General features: G+C 71.0%; 18 protein-coding genes. 16 read left to right on the plus strand and 2 right to left on the minus strand.

Going from position 1 to position 16052, the window contains the following annotated elements:
* Window positions 1–23 precede the first annotated feature (23 nt).
* From AC3RX0_RS05010 to AC3RX0_RS05030, 5 genes are all read left to right on the plus strand, one after another.
* Window positions 24–344, plus strand: a complete 321-nt coding sequence (locus AC3RX0_RS05010) for a DUF2469 family protein (RefSeq protein ID WP_491504826.1) — start codon at window positions 24–26, stop codon at window positions 342–344.
* A 111-nt stretch (window positions 345–455) separates the two neighbouring features.
* Window positions 456–824 (plus strand): YraN family protein, encoded by a 369-nt coding sequence (locus AC3RX0_RS05015; protein ID WP_491504827.1) that lies wholly within the window; start codon window positions 456–458, stop codon window positions 822–824.
* Window positions 815–2344, plus strand: coding sequence for a YifB family Mg chelatase-like AAA ATPase (locus AC3RX0_RS05020; RefSeq protein ID WP_491504828.1), 1530 nt, complete (start codon window positions 815–817; stop codon window positions 2342–2344). Before AC3RX0_RS05015 ends, AC3RX0_RS05020 begins: the two co-directional genes overlap by 10 nt.
* A complete protein-coding gene (gene dprA, locus AC3RX0_RS05025) occupies window positions 2341–3534 on the plus strand; it encodes a DNA-processing protein DprA (RefSeq protein ID WP_491504829.1) in 1194 nt (397 codons plus the stop codon). Before AC3RX0_RS05020 ends, dprA begins: the two co-directional genes overlap by 4 nt.
* Window positions 3535–3550: 16 nt before the next feature.
* Complete coding sequence (locus tag AC3RX0_RS05030; RefSeq protein WP_491504830.1) at window positions 3551–4459, plus strand: tyrosine-type recombinase/integrase; 909 nt, start codon at window positions 3551–3553, stop codon at window positions 4457–4459.
* Window positions 4460–4476: 17 nt separating this feature from the next.
* Here AC3RX0_RS05030 and AC3RX0_RS05035 read toward each other — a convergent pair whose 3' ends face one another.
* Window positions 4477–5058: a murein hydrolase activator EnvC family protein gene (locus tag AC3RX0_RS05035; protein WP_491504831.1), complete on the minus strand. Its 582-nt coding sequence runs from the start codon at window positions 5056–5058 to the stop codon at window positions 4477–4479.
* 302 nt (window positions 5059–5360) lie between these two features.
* Between AC3RX0_RS05035 and rpsB the strand changes: the two genes are divergently transcribed.
* The 9 genes from rpsB to AC3RX0_RS05080 all read left to right on the plus strand — a co-directional run bounded on the left by rpsB (window position 5361) and on the right by AC3RX0_RS05080 (window position 12011).
* Window positions 5361–6242, plus strand: a complete 882-nt coding sequence (rpsB, locus tag AC3RX0_RS05040; protein WP_491504832.1) for a 30S ribosomal protein S2 — start codon at window positions 5361–5363, stop codon at window positions 6240–6242.
* 96 nt (window positions 6243–6338) lie between these two features.
* Window positions 6339–7166, plus strand: coding sequence for a translation elongation factor Ts (gene tsf, locus AC3RX0_RS05045; RefSeq protein WP_491504833.1), 828 nt, complete (start codon window positions 6339–6341; stop codon window positions 7164–7166).
* 87 nt (window positions 7167–7253) lie between these two features.
* The gene (gene pyrH, locus AC3RX0_RS05050) at window positions 7254–7973 is read left to right on the plus strand and encodes a UMP kinase (protein ID WP_491504834.1); all 720 of its coding nucleotides are present in this window, start codon (window positions 7254–7256) and stop codon (window positions 7971–7973) included.
* Between the two features lie 67 nt (window positions 7974–8040).
* Window positions 8041–8595 carry a ribosome recycling factor gene (frr, locus tag AC3RX0_RS05055; protein ID WP_491505386.1) on the plus strand — a complete coding sequence of 185 codons (555 nt, stop codon included), beginning with the start codon at window positions 8041–8043 and terminating at the stop codon, window positions 8593–8595.
* A gap of 12 nt (window positions 8596–8607) precedes the next feature.
* Window positions 8608–9645 (plus strand): phosphatidate cytidylyltransferase, encoded by a 1038-nt coding sequence (locus AC3RX0_RS05060; RefSeq protein WP_491504835.1) that lies wholly within the window; start codon window positions 8608–8610, stop codon window positions 9643–9645.
* Entirely contained in the window at window positions 9642–10217 is a 576-nt protein-coding gene (locus tag AC3RX0_RS05065; protein WP_491504836.1) for a DivIVA domain-containing protein, read from the plus strand. The genes AC3RX0_RS05060 and AC3RX0_RS05065 overlap by 4 nt, the downstream gene beginning before the upstream one ends.
* Before the next feature lie 58 nt (window positions 10218–10275).
* Window positions 10276–11001 (plus strand): aggregation-promoting factor C-terminal-like domain-containing protein, encoded by a 726-nt coding sequence (locus AC3RX0_RS05070; RefSeq protein ID WP_498165883.1) that lies wholly within the window; start codon window positions 10276–10278, stop codon window positions 10999–11001.
* Between the two features lie 4 nt (window positions 11002–11005).
* Window positions 11006–11290 (plus strand): Rv1322 family protein, encoded by a 285-nt coding sequence (locus tag AC3RX0_RS05075; protein WP_491504838.1) that lies wholly within the window; start codon window positions 11006–11008, stop codon window positions 11288–11290.
* Between the two features lies 1 nt (window position 11291).
* Entirely contained in the window at window positions 11292–12011 is a 720-nt protein-coding gene (locus AC3RX0_RS05080) for an alpha/beta hydrolase (protein ID WP_491504839.1), read from the plus strand.
* A gap of 27 nt (window positions 12012–12038) precedes the next feature.
* Here AC3RX0_RS05080 and AC3RX0_RS05085 read toward each other — a convergent pair whose 3' ends face one another.
* Window positions 12039–13100: an AI-2E family transporter gene (locus tag AC3RX0_RS05085; RefSeq protein ID WP_491504840.1), complete on the minus strand. Its 1062-nt coding sequence runs from the start codon at window positions 13098–13100 to the stop codon at window positions 12039–12041.
* A gap of 217 nt (window positions 13101–13317) precedes the next feature.
* Here AC3RX0_RS05085 and AC3RX0_RS05090 point away from each other — a divergent pair, with 217 nt between their 5' ends.
* Window positions 13318–15123 (plus strand): DUF8094 domain-containing protein, encoded by a 1806-nt coding sequence (locus tag AC3RX0_RS05090; protein ID WP_491504841.1) that lies wholly within the window; start codon window positions 13318–13320, stop codon window positions 15121–15123.
* On the plus strand, window positions 15120–16049 hold the full coding sequence (locus AC3RX0_RS05095; RefSeq protein ID WP_491504842.1) for a tetratricopeptide repeat protein: 930 nt from the start codon (window positions 15120–15122) through the stop codon (window positions 16047–16049). Before AC3RX0_RS05090 ends, AC3RX0_RS05095 begins: the two co-directional genes overlap by 4 nt.
* Window positions 16050–16052 lie beyond the last annotated feature (3 nt).

Below are 16052 nucleotides of genomic sequence, written 5' to 3' on the forward strand. Positions count from 1 at the left end.
GCCCCACCTAGGATGGACTCATCATGGATGACGACTTCGACGACTATGACCGCGAGCTCGAGCTGGCGCTGTACAAGGAGTACCGCGACGTCGTCTCGCAGTTCCAGTACGTCATCGAGACCGAACGGCGGTTCTACCTCGCCAACGAGGTGAACGTCGTGCGCCGCGACACGGAGCACGACTTCTACTTCGAGATCTCGATGAACGACGTCTGGGTCTGGGACATCTACCGGGCCGACCGGTTCGTGAAGTCCGTGCGGGTGCTGACGTTCAAGGACGTGAACGTCGAGGAGCTGCAGCGCCGCGACCTGCACCTGCCCGAGGAGCTGTCGCTCGACTCCTGACACCGTCGGCGCCTCCTCCCCAGAACGGGCGGGCGGGCCGATTCGGGTCATCCATCCACAGATGCGCCCCAGGGCCCTCGGGCGGTTGACCCTGCGCGACACGATGCCTGTATGGCAGCGAAAGACGACCTGGGCAGGGCGGGCGAGGATCGCGCGGTCGCGCACCTCATCGCGCGCGGCTTCGGCGTGATCGAGCGCAACTGGCGCTCGCCTGACGGCGAGATCGACATCGTCGCACGCAAAGCACGCGCGCTCGTGTTCGTCGAGGTGAAGACGCGACGCAGCGACGACTTCGGTGACCCGCTCGAGGCGGTGGACGCGCGCAAGCGGGCGCGGCTGTGGCGGCTGGCGCACGCGTGGGCGACCGCGCACCCCGATCAGGCCCGCGGTTGTCGGGGCCGGCTGGACGTGATCGGCATCACCGGCGGCGACCCCGCCCGCGGGCGGCTGGAGCACATCGAGGACGTGTCATGGTCGTGACACGCACGTGGGCGGTGGCCCTGTCAGGCCTGGAGGGCACGTTGATCGAGGTCGAGGCCGACCAGAGCCGGCAGATCCCCGACTTCCACATCATCGGACTGCCCGACAAGGCACTCGGCGAGGCCGTGCAACGGGTGCGCAACGCGAGTGAGAACAGCGGCCTGGCGCTGCCCAAGCGCCGCCTCACCGTCAACCTGTCGCCGGCGAGTCTGCCCAAGCAGGGGTCGGGCTTCGACGTGGCGATCGCGGTGGCGGCGCTGGCGACGGACGGACTGATGGACCCGGCGTCGATCGCGGCGACCGCGCACATCGGCGAGCTCGGGCTGGACGGGCGACTGCGGCCGGTGCCGGGCGTGCTGCCGGCCGTGCGTGCTGCCGCCCGGGCCGGGATCGAGCACGTCGTCGTCCCCTGGGCGAACCGCGCCGAGGCCGAGCTGGTCGCAGGGGTCCGGGTGACCGGAGCGGTCGCGCTGACGGATGTCGCACGCCTGCACGGAGCCGAGCTCGTCGACGGCCCCGAGCTCGAGCCGGTGCCGGCGCCCGGCGCGGCGGCCGTCGAGGCGCAGGGGTACGAGCTCGCGGACGTGATCGGGCAGCCCGAAGCGGTCGAGGCACTGGTCGTGGCCGCCGCCGGTGGGCATCATCTGCTGATGACCGGGCCGCCGGGCGCGGGCAAGACGATGCTCGCGCAGCGGCTGCCGGGCATCCTGCCGGCGCTCGACGACGAGTCGGCGCTGGTGGCGGCATCCATCCGATCCCTGTCGGGCCAGCCCGTGGTGCGCCTGGAGCGGACGGCTCCATTCGAAGCGCCGCACCACAGCGCGAGCATCGCGGCGCTCGTGGGCGGGGGTTCGCGGGTCGTGCGGCCCGGCGCCATCGCCCGGGCCAGCGAAGGCGTGCTCTTCCTCGACGAGGCCGGCGAGCACCACACCGGCACGCTCGACGCGTTGCGCCAGCCGCTGGAGACGGGATCCATCGTCATCCATCGCGCGGGGTTCACGGCATCCTTCCCTGCGAGGTTCCAACTGGTGCTCGCCACCAACCCGTGTCCGTGCGGAAACTACGGCGTGCGCGGAGCGGTGTGCACGTGTCCGCCGATCGCGATCCGGCGCTACCTCGGACGGCTGTCGGGCCCGCTGCTGGACCGGATCGACATCGAGATCATGATGGCTCGGGTCCTCGTCGCCCATCACGAGGACGCCGCCGCGGCGGTGACGACCGCGCAGGCGCGGGACCGGGTCGCCGACGCCCGCGACCGCGCCGCACACCGCCTGCGCGACACGCCGTGGGCGGTGAACTCGGCGGTGTCGGGACCCTGGCTGCGACAGGGACCGCTCGCGCCAGGGCCGCTCGTGCGCCGGCCGCTGGACGCGGCGCTGCACCGCGGCTCGTTGACCCTGCGCGGCTACGACCGAGTGCTCCGCGTGGCGTGGAGCGTCGCCGACCTCGCGGGTCGCGACCGGTTGGGCGTCGACGACATCGGTCGCGCCCTGTTCCTGAAGAAGGGTGTGCGGCCATGAGCGTCTTCCGTTGGAGCGACGACGACTCGGCGGCGGTGGCGCCGCTTCTCGTCGACGGCGGCAGCGATCCGCTGCGACGGCGGGATGCCTACGCCCGGGCGGTGTGGAGCTGCCTGGTCGAGCCGGGTGACGGCGTCGCGGGCGCGCTGATCGGCGCGCTCGGCCCATTCGAGGCGCTGCGTCTCGCGTTCGCATCGGCCGGCCCCGCCGACACGCTGTCGTCGCGCGAGCTCGACGAGGGCCGCAAGCGGTGGCGCCCGCGGCTGGTCGCCGAGGCGATCTCGTTCGCCCTGGACGTCGCGCGCGGCGCCGGCATTCATCTGATCACGCCCGAGGATGCCGAGTGGCCCCGCGCGCTGGACGACCTGGGCGCCCACGCGCCGGTCTGCCTCTGGGTGCGGGGTGACGCGGCGGTGCTCGCCCGGCCCGGCCCGACGGCGGCGATCGTCGGCGCGCGTGCGGCGACCGGGTATGGCGAGGACATCGCGGCCGAGTTCGCCGAAGAGCTCGCCGGTCGCGGCATCACGGTCGTCTCGGGGGCTGCGTACGGGATCGACGGCGCCGCCCACCGCGGCGCGCTCGCGGCCGGTGGCACGACCGTCGCGCTGCTGGCAGGCGGGGTGGACCGTCCGTACCCGGTCGGGCACAGCGATCTGATCGACCGGATCGCCCGGACGGGCGCGGTCGTGGGCGAAGTGCCGTGCGGCACCGCCCCGACCAAGTGGCGGTTCCTGCAGCGCAATCGCCTCATCGCCGCGCTGGGGACCGCGACGGTCATCGTCGAGGCCGGTCGGCGCAGCGGCTCGCTGAACACGGCCGGGCATGCCGCCGACCTCGGCCGGCCCATCGGGGCGGTGCCCGGACCGGTGACCTCGGGGTCGTCGGCGGGGTGCCACCGGCTGCTGCGCGAGTACGACGCCCGGTGCGTCACGACCGCCGATGAGGTGGCCGAGCTGCTGGGCATCGGCGGCACCGAACAGGGCGTGCTCGACATCGGATGGACGGGCGAGGCGACCCGGCTCGCCGATGCGCTCAGCAGCCGGGCCTGGCGGGACGTGGACGATCTCGCCCGGCGCAGCGGCCTGGCGCCGGACGAGATCCGCAGTCATCTGGGGCTGCTGGTCCTGGAGGGCGCGGTCGAGGCGGACGCGGGGCGCTGGCGGCGTGCCGCGAGCCGCGCGCCGCGGTGACGGCCATGCTGGAGGGGTGAGGATCAGCGCCGGCGCCGAGGCGTATTCGCGGTACCTGTCGGACGTGCGCCGGCTTGCGCCGGCGACGCTCCGGGCGTACCGGGCCGACCTCGCCGATCTGTCGGCGCACACCGGCGACGTCGACATCGCCGAGGTCGACATCGAGTCTCTGCGCGACTGGCTATGGGGCGCCTCGCAGCACGGCGCCGCCCGCTCGACCCTGGCGCGGCGCACGGCGTCGGTTCGCGGCTTCTTCGGCTGGGCCGTCGAGACCGGGGCGCTCGAGGCCGATCCGAGCGTGCGGCTGGTCTCGCCCAAGCGCGGCAGGTCGCTGCCGAAAGTCGCCACCGTGCAGGGCATGGCAGACGTGCTCGACACGGCGGCGGCCGCCGCGGCTGAGGGCGACCCGGTGGCGCTGCGCGATCACGCCGTGCTGGAGCTGCTGTACGGCGCGGCCGTGCGCGTGTCGGAGCTGTGCGGTCTGGACGTGGACGATCTGGACCTCGACCGCCGCACCGCGCGCGTCTTGGGCAAGGGCTCGAAAGAGCGGGTCGTGCCGTTCGGGCTGCCGGCGGCCCAGGCGGTGGACGTGTACCTCACGCGCGGCCGGCCGGTGCTCGCGGCCCGGGGCGCCGCGCCGGTGCCGGCCCTGTTCTTCGGGTCCCGCGGCGGTCGGCTCGGCCCACGCGCCGTATACGCGCTGGTCTCCCGCGTGATCGGGCCGGTCGTCGGCGAGCAGACCATCGGCCCGCACGCGCTGCGGCACTCGGCGGCCACCCATCTGCTCGATGGGGGAGCCGATCTGCGCAGCGTCCAGGAGCTGCTCGGCCACGCGAGCCTGGGCACGACCCAGATCTACACGCACGTCTCCAGCGAGCGGCTGCTGGCAAGCTATCGCATCGCCCACCCCCGCGCGCAGCGCTGACGCTGTTCCCGCGGCGGTCAGGAGCAGCAGGGGAGGAGCACCGCCCGAGGGATGCCGCCCAGCAGCAGCATCGGGTTGATGTACTCGCCGTCGAGGCGTACGCCGAAGTGCACCGCTCCGACGACGGCGTGCCCGCCCGCATCGACGACCCCGACCTCCTGCCCGCGCGCCACGGCGGCTCCGACTGCGAGATCGGAGGCCACGGGCTCCAGCGTCGTGACCAGGCCGTCGCCGTGATCGATCGTGATCAGCGGGCGGCCGGCCACCGACCCCCGGAAGGCCACCACGCCCGCCTCGGGAGCGCGCACCGGCGCCGGCGAGGGCGGTGCAAGATCGATGCCCCGATGACCAGGGCCGTACTCGTGCGCCGGAGCGGCATATGCGCGCACGATGCGGAACGTGGCCAGAGGCCAGATCCAGTCCGTCCGGTCGGCGATCCCAGCGGAAGCGGTGACGGAAGCGGCGCCGGCCGCGACAGCGGGTGCGGCGGCCGGACTGGAGGCCACAAGCAGGGACAGGAAGAGGGCCGGAACGAGCACGAGGGCGTGCACTGTCCGGTCCGTGCCGGCGCTGCGGCGAAGGGGACGATGCACGGTCACGGCTCGAGCCTGCACCGTCGCAGACGCGTCATGGGCGCACCCCCGCGATCTGTGGACAGAAGCGCCGGACAGCCGATTCCGGTGCTTCGGGGGAGGAGCCGGCGCCTGATACACTGGACGCGCACCTCGCATGCCGAGGTGACTACGCGTGCCCACAGCGCCGGCTTCGCCAGGCGTGGCAACACCTCCCGACGGTCCTCAGAAACTGGGGCGGGTCGTGTGCCGGGCACCAGGTTCGGCGGGACATCTCCGTCGAAGAGAACCGAAAACGGCGCATCCGCGCCGAGAACAGGAGAACGGCCATGGCCGTCGTCACGATTCGCCAGCTGCTGGATGCCGGCGTCCACTTCGGACACCAGACCCGTCGGTGGAACCCGAAGGTGAAGCGCTTCATCCTCACCGAGCGCAGCGGCATCCACATCATCGACCTGCAGCAGTCGCTGGCCTACATCGACCGCGCGTACGAGTTCGTCAAGGAGACGGTCGCCCACGGCGGCACGATCCTCTTCGTCGGCACCAAGAAGCAGGCGCAGGAGGTGCTCGCCGAGCAGGCCACCCGCGTCGGCCAGCCCTACGTCAACCAGCGCTGGCTCGGTGGTCTGCTGACCAACTTCAGCACCGTCAGCAAGCGACTGCAGCGCATGAAGGAGCTCGAGGAGCTCGACTACGAGAACCCCTCCGAGAGCGGCTTCACCAAGAAGGAGCTGCTGCTGAAGAAGCGCGAGCTCGACAAGCTGCACAAGTCGCTCGGCGGCATCCGCAACCTGCAGAAGACGCCGTCGGCGCTGTGGGTCGTCGACGCCAAGCGCGAGCACCTCGCCATCGACGAGGCCAAGAAGCTCGGCATCCCGGTCATCGGCATCCTCGACACGAACGCCGACCCCGACGAGATCCAGTACCCGATCCCGGGCAACGACGACGCGATCCGCTCCGTCAGCCTACTCACCCGCATCATCGCCGACGCCGCCGCCGAGGGCCTGATCCAGCGCCACCAGCCGGCCGACGCCGCCGAAGAGGCCGAGCCCCTGGCCGAGTGGGAGCGCGAGCTTCTCGAGCAGGGCGCGCCGGAGCAGTCCTCCGCCCCCACCGACAAGGTCGCCGACGCGGCCGAGGCCGAGGCCGAGGTCGTCGAGGTCCAGGAGCAGGTCACCGAGGACGAGGCGCCCGTCGCCTCGGCCGAGTGAACACCGCACCGCACATCTTCGAGCTGCGGCGGGGTCATCGGCCGATGACTCCGCCGCAGCATCCATGAGAACCCCACACACAAGGAGCCGCCACCCATGGCAAACTTCACCATCGCCGACATCAAGGCGCTGCGCGAGCAGCTCGGCACGGGCATGGTCGACACGAAGAAGGCGCTCGAGGAGGCCGACGGCAACATCGAGAAGGCCGTCGAGATCCTGCGTCTGAAGGGCGCGAAGGGCAACGCCAAGCGCGCCGACCGTTCCACGAGCGAGGGCCTGGTCGCCGCCCGCGAGGGCGCCGGCAAGGTCACCCTGGTGGAGCTGGCCTGCGAGACCGACTTCGTCGCCAAGAACGACCGCTTCATCGCGCTGGCCGACAAGGTCGCCGACGCCGCCGCGGCCGCCGCAGCCGATTCCGCCGAGGCCGCTCTGGCAGCTCCCGCCGGCGACCAGACCGTTGCGCAGCTCATCTCGGACGAGGCCGCGATCATCGGCGAGAAGGTCGAGCTTCGCCGGGTGCGCACGCTGTCGGGCGACAAGTTCGAGGTGTACCTGCACAAGACCAGCAAGGACCTGCCGCCGCAGATCGGCGTGGTCGTCGCCTACTCGGGCGACGACGCCGCCACCGCACGCAGCATCGCCCAGCACATCTCGTTCGCGAACCCGTCGTACCTCTCGCGCGAGGACGTGCCCGAGGCCGACGTCGAGAAGGAGCGTGAGATCGTCACCGAGATCTCGCGCAACGAGGGCAAGCCCGAGGCTGCCCTGCCGAAGATCGTCGAGGGTCGCGTGAACGCGTTCTTCAAGCAGGTCGCCCTGCTCGAGCAGGACTACGCGAAGGACAACAAGCTGTCGGTCGCGCAGGTCGCGAAGGACGCCGGCATCACCGTCACCGACTTCGCCCGGTTCAAGGTCGGCGCGTAACAGCGCCCGAGGGCCCGCATCGGACAATCGATGCGGGCCCTTGCCATGCCCGTTCGCTACAGTGTGATCGCGACGAGAGGAAGACACGTGATCAATGAGGCCACCGGACGCCGCCGCGTCCTCTTGAAGCTCTCCGGAGAGGCGTTCGGCGGCGGCGCGCTGGGTGTCAACCCTGACGTCGTCAGCCAGATGGCCCGCGAGATCGCCGCGGCCGTGGACCGGGTGGAGATCTCGGTCGTCGTCGGCGGCGGCAACTTCTTCCGCGGCGCCGAGCTCAGCCAGCGCGGCATGGACCGCGGGCGCGCCGACTACATGGGCATGCTCGGCACGGTGATGAACGCGCTCGCGCTGCAGGACTTCCTCGAGCAGGCGGGCGCGGCCACCCGCGTGCAGTCGGCGATCCAGATGACCCAGGTCGCCGAGCCGTACATCCCGCTGCGCGCCGAGCGTCACATGGAGAAGGGGCGCGTCGTCATCTTCGGCGCCGGCGCCGGCCTGCCGTACTTCTCGACCGACACGGTCGCCGCCCAGCGTGCGCTGGAGATCCGCGCCGACGAGGTGCTCGTCGCCAAGAACGGCGTGGACGGCGTCTACACGGCCGATCCGAAGAAGGATGCCTCGGCCACCCGCATCGATCGCATCACCTACCTCGAGGCCCTGCAGAAGGGCCTGAAGGTCGTCGACTCGACCGCGTTCAGCCTGTGCATGGACAACCGGATGGACATGCGCGTGTTCGGGATGGAGCCGCGCGGCAACGTGACGCGTGCCCTGCTCGGCGACCAGATCGGCACGCTCGTCACCGCGTGAGACGGCGCGGCCGACGGCCGAGCGCTGACTAGACTGAGGCGGGAACGCCTGACTGATGGGAGAGACCGTGATCGCGGACGTCTTGGCCGATGCTGCCAGCCGTATGGACAAGGCCGTGGAGGCGGCGAAGGACGATTTCGCCACGGTGCGCACCGGGCGCGCCAACCCCCAGCTGTTCCAGAAGGTGCTGGTGGACTACTACGGCACGCCCACGCCGTTGGCCCAGCTCGCGTCGCTGAACGCCCCCGAGGCGCGCAGTCTCATCGTCACGCCCTACGACAAGTCGGCGCTGAAGGCGATCGAGCAGGCGATCCGCGACATGCCGAACCTCGGCGCGAACCCGACCAACGACGGCAACATCGTGCGCATCACGATGCCCGAGCTCACCCAGGAGCGCCGTAAGGAGTACGTGAAGCTCGTCCGCTCCAAGGGCGAGGACGCGAAGGTGCACGTGCGCGGCATCCGCCGCAAGATGAAGGACGACCTCGACGCGCTGAAGAACGACGTCGGCGAGGACGAATTGGCGCGCGCCGAGAAGGAACTGGATGCCTTGACCCGGTCGCACGTCGACGACATCGACGATGCGCTCAAGCGCAAAGAGGCGGAACTGCTCGAGGTCTGAGGAGTCCGACCGATGACAGACGCGTCCGGACCGCCGCCCGAGGGGGGTGACGACCGTACCGATCCCGAGGTCGCCGGCGACACCGGCACCGGCGATCGGCCGTCGCCGGACGCGCCGCTGGCGGCGCACCTGCGGGCGGCGCGCACCGAGTTCGAGAACCAGGTCGCACGCACGCGTGCCGACTTCGAAGAGGCGAACGAGCGCATCAAACAGCGCACCGGTCGCGACCTCATCGTCGCAATCCTGATCGGCTTGGCGATCGGGGCGCTGCTCGTGCTTTCGCTCGTGATCTGGAAGCCCGCCTTCCTGGTGGTCGGGTTCGCCGCCGCCGTGCTCGGGGTGTTCGAGCTGTCCCGTGCGCTGCAGACCGGGGGACGCCGGGTCGATCTCGGGCCGCAGCTGGCCGGGGCGGTCGTCATGGTCCTCTCGGCGTGGTTCCTCCCGCTGTGGCTGCACGCGCTCGTCGTCTGCGCCGCCGTCGTGCTGGTCGTGGTGTGGCGTCTGATCGCGGTGCCGATCGAGCGGGGACGGCGGGGTCCGCGGGCCGTGTGGGGCGACATCCTCGTGGGAACGCTCGTGCAGCTGTACGTGCCGTTCACCGCCGGCCTCGCCGTCATCCTGCTGCGTCAGGACGGCGGACAGTGGTGGGTGCTGTCGTTCATCATCATCGCCGTGGCCGCCGACACCGGCGCCTATGCGACCGGGCTCACCTTCGGCCGGCACCCGATGGCACCGCGGATCAGCCCGAAGAAGACCTGGGAGGGCTTCGCGGGCGCAGTGCTCGCGGCCCTGGTCGCCGGCGTTCTCCTGGCGATCTTCATGCTGGGTCTCGTATGGTGGACGGGCCTGATCATCGGCGCCGTCATTCTGGCCACCGCGACCATCGGCGACCTGGGCGAGTCGATGATCAAGCGCGACCTCGGCATCAAGGACATGAGCTCCTGGCTGCCCGGGCACGGCGGCGTGCTCGACCGGCTGGACTCGATCCTGCTGTCGGCCGGCGCCGCGCTCGCACTGTATTACCTCCTGACCCCCCTGGCGGCTTCATGACCACCCACACCTCCGCGGACCGCCGGCCCGCACCGAGCATGTTCCCCCTCGTCTCCGGACGTCGAAAGGGCTACGCGCCCAAATCGGTCGACGACTTCCTGCAGAACGCGCGCAGCGTGTTCGAGGGCGGGGGGACCACGATCTCGGCCGCCGACGTGCGCTCGATCGCGTTCCCCCTGGTGCGACACGGCTACCAGCCCGAAGCCGTCGATGCGGCGCTGGCACGCGTCGAGGACGCCTTCGCCGCGCGGGAGCGCAAGCGCGCCGTGACCTCCGGCGGGACCGGCGTGTGGGTCGATCGCACCCGCGCCCGCGCCCAGGAGATCTTGGACCGGCTCAGTCGCCCGCCGCGGCGCCGCTTCGACCGGGTCCGCGGGTTCGGCTACGGCTACCGGATCGACGAGGTCGACATCGTCGCCGACAAGATCGCCGAATACCTCTCCGACGGACGCCCGGTGACGATCCAGCAGGTGCGCACGGTGGCATTCCGGATGCAGCGCCGGGGCTATCGCGAAGCACAGGTCGACGCCGTGCTCGACGCCGTCGTGGACGTGATGCTGGCGGTGGCATGACGACCCGCCGACGCCGTACATGGCGGCCCGTCGCCCTGCCCGCTAGACTCGGGGAACTGTGACTTCCGGCAACCCGACGATACCCGAGCCACCGCGCGCCGTTCTGCGGCGCGATCTGAAGGCGGCGACCGTGGCCTCGGCGACCCGGGTGCACAAGCCGGCTCGGGTCCGCGCATCGCGCCGGCGGCGGGTGCTGGCGGGCCTCGCGACGTTCGCGGTCGCCGGTCTCGCAGCGGCGTATCTCAGCCCGCTGGGCACCGCGATCTCCTCGCGCGCCAACGCGCAGGACGAGCCGGCCGTCACGCTGTACGCCAGTGCGATGGGCGACGCGCAGACCGTGGAAGTGGCATCCACCACCGACAGCAAGGGCGCAGACCTCAATCGCGACAGCTACGTCGTGTACGTCGTGCCGAAGCCCGCGGCTCCCGCGAACCCGGTCCAGGGACGGGCGGCGTCGTTCAGTGCGCCGTTCGTGGCTCCGAGTCCCGGCACGGCACAGGCGATCGCCTACGACATGGTGAAGGCGCGCGGCTGGGGCGAGAGCGAGTTCTCGTGCCTGGTCGCGCTGTGGAAGCGCGAGTCGGGGTGGCGGGTCAACGCCTCGAACCCGAGCGGCGCGTACGGCATCCCGCAGGCCCTGCCGGGCAGCAAGATGGCTTCCGCGGGCGCCGACTGGGCCACGAACCCCGCGACGCAGATCACATGGGGCCTCGGCTACATCACGAGCCGCTACAGCACGCCGTGCGGCGCCTGGGGACACTCGAACTCGACCGGCTGGTACTGACCCCGTGCCGCGGTCGCACCGTCGGCGCCCTGATCCCGAGCGCGACGACTCCTTCGAGCGCTTTCTGAGCGGGTTCAAGCGCACCGAGCTCAAGCGCGCAGCGGAGTGGACGGTGCAGCCGGTCTCGGCACGGCAGGCGCAGAAGGAGTACGTCTGTCCGGGCTGCGGCCGCGTGATCGAGGTCGGCACGGCCCATCTGGTCGCCTGGCGCTCGGACGGGATCCTCGGCGATGCGGCGGACCTCGCCGCGCGCCGTCATTGGCACGCGCACTGCTGGAAGGTGTTCTGACATGGAGATCCGTGGACCCGTGCTGCTGCCCGCCCACCGCGAGGACGTCGAGTTGCGCACCGAGGACGGCCTGACCCTCGTCGGCGAGCTCGCCACGCCCGTCGACCGCGAGCCCGTCGCGACGCTCGTGACGCTGCATCCGCTGCCCACCGCCGGCGGATTCATGGACTCGCACATCCTGCGCAAGGCGGCCGCACGCCTGCCGGCCCTCGCAGACGTCGCCGTCCTCCGCTTCAACACCCGCGGCACCTCGTCGCCGCGCGGGACCAGCGACGGCGAATTCGACGGCGGAGAGGCCGAGGGACTGGATCTCGCCGCCGCGATGGCGTTCGTGCACTCCCGCGCCCTGCCCCGTCCGTGGCTGGTGGGCTGGTCGTTCGGCACGGAGGTGGCGCTCAAGCATGCGCGCGGCCACGACATCGAGGGCGCGATCCTGCTCTCGCCGCCGCTTCATCGGACCACTCCCGCCGAGCTCGCGGCGTGGTCGGGCGACACTCGGCGCCTGATCGTGCTGGTCCCCGAGTTCGACGACTACCTGCGCCCGGCCGAGGCGCGCGAGCGGTTCGCGGCCGTGCCCGACGCCGAGGTCATCGCCGTGGACGGCGGCCGACACCTGTGGGTGGGTGAAACCCAGACGCGGCGTGTGCTCGACGAGATCGTGTCGGTGGTGAACCCCGCCGCGCTGCCGCTGCCGACCGAATGGGACGACGCGGCCGGCTGAGCCGTCTCGACCAGTGCTCGGGGTCGGTCACCGCTCGTTCTGACGGGGGATGACCACCTGGCGGTAGATGATCAGGATGCTGGCGGCCACCGGGATCGCGATCAGCGCGCCGAGCAGCCCCAGCAGGTTGCCGCCCGCGAGGGCCGCGACGACGACCACGCCGCCGGGGACCGACACCGCGCGGTTCATGATCCGCGGCGAGATGAGGTATGCCTCCAGCTGCATGTAGATCAGGTAGTAGATCGCGGCGATCAGTGCGATGGTCGGCGAGCCCAGGCCCGGTACCAGGCAGATCAGCACGATGATCGTCGATCCGGTGAGCGTGCCGACCAGCGGGATCAGCGAGAAGAAGAACGCGATGACCGCCAGCACCGCGGGAAACGGCGCGTTGATGATCGACAGGAAGATCGAGCTCAGGACGCCGTTGGTGACCGCGAGGGTCACCTGGCCCATCACGTAGTAGCCGACCGAGTCGGTGATCTGCTCGGACAGGTCGACGAAGCGGTCGCGGCGTGAGGCGGGCACCAGCTGGTACACCGCGCGCTTGAGTGAGGGGATGGATGCCGTGAAGTAGATCGTCAGGATCAGCACGATGACCGCGCCGGTCAGGCCCCCGAGGAACGCGATCCCGACCTTCAGCACCCCCTGGCCGATCGAGCCGCTGATCTCGCCGAGGTTCTTGAGCACCCAGTCCTGGACGGTGTTGTAGACCGTGTCGAGCTTGAGCCCGGGGAACGTGTGCTCCGCCCACGCCCGGATCTCCACCAGGGTGTTCGGATCCTGCACCAGCCGCGTGATCGTGTCGACCAGCTGGCTGATCTGCTGGACGATCACCGGCACCACGAGCAGGACGATGCCGGCGAACGCGGCGAGCACGAGGAGGATCGTGAGGAGCACCGCCGTCCAGCGCGGCAGCCGGCGCCGCTCGAGGAACGAGACGATCGGCTCGAGGCCGAGCGCGAGGAACAGCGCCGTCCCGATATACAGGAGGATCGTCGACAGCGTCTGTACGCTGCCGATCAGCAGCAGCCCGACCCCCACGCCCAGAGTCGCCACCAGGGCAGTGCGGAACGGGTTCTGCACCTTCATGGTGCTCCTTCCTCCGTGGGGGCGCTGTCACGACAGGATACTTTCCCGATGCGTGGTTGCCGCGAGCGACCCTCGTCACGCGTCACACCCGTCCCGTCCGCACTCGGCGAACACCCGGTGCGGGCTTCTCGGGACGCACACAGACGTGTTTCGCTAATCTGGAACGTCGAGTCAGCAGTCCGGTGCACCCCGATGCCGGGCTCGAGAGGATACATTCGTGCGTTTCGTGTGGGCAGTTGCCGCCTTCGTGCTGGCCGCCGTGATGATCGCCACGGGAATCGCGCAGCGGACGCTGTTCCAAGGGCCGAAGACCGAGACGACCGCGATCAGCGCGCCGTCCCAGACCGCGTACACCCTGATCGACGGTGCCGTGCTGAACCGGTTGCCCGGCTCGCAGACCCTGCGCGCGGCGCAGAGCGGCCAGATCTTCGCGGCCTATGGCCGCACCGACGACGTGAAGGCCTGGCTCGCCGACACCGCCTACACATCGGTGGCGCTCAAGGGCAAGGGCAAGGGCAAGGTCGTGACCACGACCGTCGAGCCGCAGACCCCCGATGCCGGGACGAGCGGACCCGCCCACCGCAACCCCGCCGGATCCGACCTCTGGCTCGACGAATTCCATCAGGAGGACATCCTGATCGAGCACCTGCAGCTGCCGCCCACCATGAGCGTGCTGATCGCGACCGACGGCACCAAGCCCGCTCCCGCAGACGTCTCGGTCACGTGGCCGATCAACTCCGCGACGCCGTGGGCGGGGCCTCTCATCGTCGGCGGCGCGGTGCTCATGGCCATCGGGGTGTTCCTGTACATCCTCGGCATCCGGCGACTGCGTCGCTCGCGCGGACCGCGCCGCAAGGCGCTGCCGCCGCTGCCCGAGACGGCGCCGATCGACCTGTCGATCGAGCAGGCAGACAAGGGCGTCATCACCGCGGGGCCCGCCAAACGCGACCGCTCGGTGCGCCGTCGCAGCTTCGCTGTCGTGCCGGTCCTCGGGCTGTCGGCCCTGCTGCTCGCCGGGTGCTCGGCCGATGCATGGCCGCAGTGGGGCGGCGCGTCGCCGTCGCCGACCCCGAGCGCGACCGTCGTCGACCCCGGCGGTGCGCAGGCGCCCGCCGTCACCGCGTCGCAGGCCGACCGGATCGTCGGTCACATCGCGGCCACCGTCGCGACGGCGGACGAGAAGCGCGACGCGAAGCTGGCCGCGACGCGGCTGGACGGCGCCGCCCTCGCCGAGCGCAAGACCAACTACGCGCTGCGCGGCAAGCTCCCGAAGGAGGGCGCGCTGCCGCCGCTGCCGGCGGTCGGGCTGAAGGTGGTCCTGCCCCAGGCGTACGACGGGTGGCCGCGCACCGTCATGCTGGTCGCCGAGCAGAAGGATACTGAGGCCACGACCTCGACGGTCATGATGATGACGCAGCAGGACGCCTGGTCGGAGTACAAGGTCGACTACGTCGCGCAGCTGGATGCGACCACGCTGCCGGACGTGGCCCCGACGTACGTGGGCGCGGCGGCCGTGCAGCCGGACTCGTCGTTCCTGGTGATGGCGCCCGACAAGATCGCCGCCGCCTATGCCGACGTCATCGATCACGGTGCGAAGAGCGCATCGGCCGGCGCCTTCGCGATCGACGGCGATCCGTTCCTGAAGGGCGTCGCCGACACGCGCAAGAACCAGCTCGCGAAGTTCCAGCAGACGGCGAAGAAGACCGGAAGCATGACATTCTCGGCCGACGCCGGAAACTTCCCGCCGCTCGCGCTGGCGACCCTGGAGAGCGGCGCGATCGTGGCGTTGAACGTCCACGAGATCGAGACCGTCAAGCCGACGAACAAGGACGCCGTGATCAAGCTCGACAAGACGCCGCAGGTCAAGGCACTCACCGGCGTCAAGGAGTCGCAGTCGGGATTCGCCACGACGTACAGCGACCAGCTGTTCTTCTACGTGCCCGGGGTGGGCGCCGGCGATTCGAAGATCCGGCTGCTCGGGTACTCTTCCAACATCCTCGGAGCCAAGGTGGTCAGCAAGTGAGCGATGCCAATCCCCAGCAGAACCCCGGTGCCGTGCTGCGCGGCGCGGTCGACCTGTCGTCGCTGCGCAATCGTCCCGCCCCTGCCGAGCCGGGGGCGGCCCCGGCGGTCGGAGGCCTCGTCGTCGACGTCACGGACGCGACGTTCCCGCAGGTGCTCGAGCTCTCGCGCACCGTGCCGGTGGTCGTGGACCTGTGGGCCGAGTGGTGCGGTCCGTGCAAGCAGCTGAGCCCCATCCTCGAGAAGGTCGTCACCGAGCTCGCCGGCCGCGTCGTGCTGGCCAAGGTCGACGTCGACGCCAACCCCCAGCTCGCGCAGGGCTTCCGTGCGCAGTCGATCCCGATGGTCGTGGCGCTGGTGGCAGGCCAGCCCGTGCCGCTGTTCACCGGCGCCGTGCCCGAGCAGCAGGTGCGCGAGGTGTTCGACCAGCTGCTGCAGGTGGCCGCCCAGAACGGCGTGACCGGAACGGTCGACGCCGGGGGAGAGGCCCCCGAAGAGCCCGCCGAGCCGGCGCTGCCACCGTTGCACGCCGAGGCGTTCGCGGCGATCGAGGCGGGCGACTACGGCCGAGCGGTCATCGCCTACGAGCAGGCGCTGGCCGAGAATCCGCGTGACGAGGACGCGCGGGCCGGGCTCGCGCAGGTGCGCCTGCTGCAGCGCGTGCAGGACGCGGACCTGCAGACGGCACGGGATGCCGCGGCTGCGGCGCCCACGGACGTCGCCGCGCAGCTCGCCGTGGCCGATCTGGACATCGTCGGCGGTCACGTCGAGGACTCGTTCGACCGGCTGCTCGAACTGTTCGCCGCGCTGCCGCAGGATGAGCGCACCCCGGTGCGCGACCGCCTGCTGGAGCTGTTCGGACTCGTCGGCGACGCCGATCCGCGCGTGGCCGCCGCCCGTCGCCGGCTGGCGTCGCTGCTGTTCTGACGC

This window comes from Microbacterium sp. W1-4-2, assembly GCF_058349885.2.

What these genes read in the sequence shown, in the direction of transcription:
- AC3RX0_RS05010 (WP_491504826.1), top strand. Translation starts at nt 24, where the DNA reads ATGGATGACGACTTCGACGACTATGACCGCGAGCTCGAGCTGGCGCTG.
- AC3RX0_RS05015 (WP_491504827.1), top strand. Translation starts at nt 456, where the DNA reads ATGGCAGCGAAAGACGACCTGGGCAGGGCGGGCGAGGATCGCGCGGTC.
- AC3RX0_RS05020 (WP_491504828.1), top strand. Translation starts at nt 815, where the DNA reads ATGGTCGTGACACGCACGTGGGCGGTGGCCCTGTCAGGCCTGGAGGGC.
- dprA (WP_491504829.1), top strand. Translation starts at nt 2,341, where the DNA reads ATGAGCGTCTTCCGTTGGAGCGACGACGACTCGGCGGCGGTGGCGCCG.
- rpsB (WP_491504832.1), top strand. Translation starts at nt 5,361, where the DNA reads ATGGCCGTCGTCACGATTCGCCAGCTGCTGGATGCCGGCGTCCACTTC.
- tsf (WP_491504833.1), top strand. Translation starts at nt 6,339, where the DNA reads ATGGCAAACTTCACCATCGCCGACATCAAGGCGCTGCGCGAGCAGCTC.
- AC3RX0_RS05060 (WP_491504835.1), top strand. Translation starts at nt 8,608, where the DNA reads ATGACAGACGCGTCCGGACCGCCGCCCGAGGGGGGTGACGACCGTACC.
- AC3RX0_RS05065 (WP_491504836.1), top strand. Translation starts at nt 9,642, where the DNA reads ATGACCACCCACACCTCCGCGGACCGCCGGCCCGCACCGAGCATGTTC.
- AC3RX0_RS05080 (WP_491504839.1), top strand. Translation starts at nt 11,292, where the DNA reads ATGGAGATCCGTGGACCCGTGCTGCTGCCCGCCCACCGCGAGGACGTC.
- AC3RX0_RS05085 (WP_491504840.1), bottom strand. Translation starts at nt 13,100, where the DNA reads ATGAAGGTGCAGAACCCGTTCCGCACTGCCCTGGTGGCGACTCTGGGC.